The organism is Paracoccus sigandri, from assembly GCF_003709565.1.
Lineage (GTDB): Bacteria > Pseudomonadota > Alphaproteobacteria > Rhodobacterales > Rhodobacteraceae > Paracoccus > Paracoccus siganidrum.
Map to the genome: position 1 here is coordinate 1 of NZ_QNRC01000095.1, position 1,936 is coordinate 1,936.

A 1,936-nucleotide genomic window follows, 5' to 3' on the forward strand; every position below is an offset into this window, starting at 1 on the left:
CTTGGCCGGCAATTTTGTATTGGAGGATTTGGGCTTCATCTTCGTTCCTTCGTCACTACGACGAAGCCCAAATCCTCCTTAAATCACAACCTCAAATCTGTGCCATGGGCGCTGACGGGGGACAGTCAGTTGCCCGTCAACGGCACCGGCGCGAAGGAATACGCAGAACGCGTTGAGACAGTGACGGACGGTTCACTGAAGCTGCGGCATTTCGAACCAGGGGCGCTACTACCTGCGCTGGACTATTACGACGCGGTTTCGCAGGGCTCCATTGAGGCGGCGTGGGGAGGGCCAGCGTTCTACGCATCAAAGAACTCGGCCTATATGCTGTTTGCATCGGTGCCCTTTGGGCCTGACGCAGTCGAATACCTCGCCTGGATGCGACATGGTGGCGGGCAAGAACTATGGGCGAACCTCCTAGCCAAAGATAATCTCGTCTCGATCCCCTGCACCATCGTCGCCCCGGAATCGGCAGGCTGGTTTCGCGAGGAGATTACCTCTACCGATGCATTCCGGGGACTGAAGATCCGGTTTCTCGGCCTGGGAGGTCGTGTACTCCAGAAACTCGGCGCAGCGCCGCAGTTGCTCGCGCCGGGAGACATCTACACAGCACTGGAAATGGGCACGATCGACGCAACTGAATTCGCCATGCCGATGCAGGACGAGAAACTGGGGTTCCATGAGATCGCCAAGCACTACTACTTCCCAGGTTGGCACCAGCAGTCCACGTTCCTCGACATCCTCATCAACAAGCCGCTGTATGACGGCCTTTCCCAGTCCCAACAGGCGGCGCTTCACACAGCCTGCGATGCGCAGATCGTCAAGAGCATTGCCGATGGTGAAGGGCTTAATTTTCAAGCAATGGCACGTCTGACCGAGGAGCAAGGAGTCACCCTGCACGAACTCTCTCCTGAAATCCTTGCCGAGTTCCGTAGCGCATGGGAGGAAGTCGCAACTCAGGAAGCCGCCGCCAACCCTGATTTCGCTCAGGTGTTCGACAGCTATTCGGCGTTCCGGGAAGACTACCGCCTCTGGCGGGATAGAGCGTATCTGAAATAGCCTTGGACAGCGCCGCCTCGATCGGTGAACAACCTCGTGGCGGCGCCGCGAACCTTCCTGCGAACACTTCTGCCAGCTAATGTCGATGATGACGCCGTGACTTTTGGTGGTATCGGTACCAAGAGGCAGAGCATCACTAATGACTACTCCAAGCCCCTCATCGCCTCCGCGTTCAGGCTGAACTTCATCAAGGCGACGACCTTGGCCCGAAGCATCGATCTCAGGGCTCCCTATGCCGCCACGATTGACACTTAGCTCAACATAACATATGAACTTATGTTATTGCATATGAGCTCATGTCCATGATTGCGTTGCTCAGGACGCCAAGGGAGGAGAGACGGGATGGATGCATTTCTGAGTGGTCTGAAGTCAGCCATCGATACGCTTGGCCCGACAAAAAGATGTGCGGCCAGGTCGAATAGCGCAACATAAAAGCCGGCGATTTTGACGTGCTGGCGCTGGAGCCGGATCGTGGCGACAGACGGTAAACTTCAGCCTCACCTGCCAGCAATCAAGCGCTCCGCGACGTGCTCATCTACAATCAGCACCTGTGGCTGCAGTCGAATCAGACCGGCACGAATGACAGCGTGCTTCTGCCAACCGCCCGAAGCAAGAACAAGGGTCTTCGCACTACGCAAATCGTCAGGATGGATCGCCAGCACCCGACGATTGACCGGGTGATCAACGACTTTGCCCTCGGCATCTATGAAATGGCAAAGCGCGTCGCCGATAGCTCCCGCAGCTTCCAGATGTCCCCCGTCAGCGCCCATGGCACAGATTTGAGGTTGTGATTTAAGGAGGATTTGGGCTTCGTCGTAGTGACGAAGGAACGAAGATGAAGCCCAAATCCTCCAATACAAAATTGCCGGCCAAGTCC

The 1,936-nt window shown here is 56.4% G+C and carries 2 protein-coding genes; one reads left to right on the forward strand and one right to left on the reverse strand.

Annotation, left to right across the window (positions count from 1 at the left end; genetic code table 11):
* Window positions 1-1,059 (forward strand): TRAP transporter substrate-binding protein (locus tag C9E82_RS24305; RefSeq protein WP_147482386.1); only part of this gene is annotated, 1,059 nt, incomplete at its 5' end.
* Between the two features lie 497 nt (window positions 1,060-1,556).
* Here the strand turns inward: C9E82_RS24305 and C9E82_RS23840 are convergent.
* Window positions 1,557-1,936 (reverse strand): sugar-binding domain-containing protein (locus C9E82_RS23840; RefSeq protein WP_276312146.1); only part of this gene is annotated, 380 nt, incomplete at its 5' end.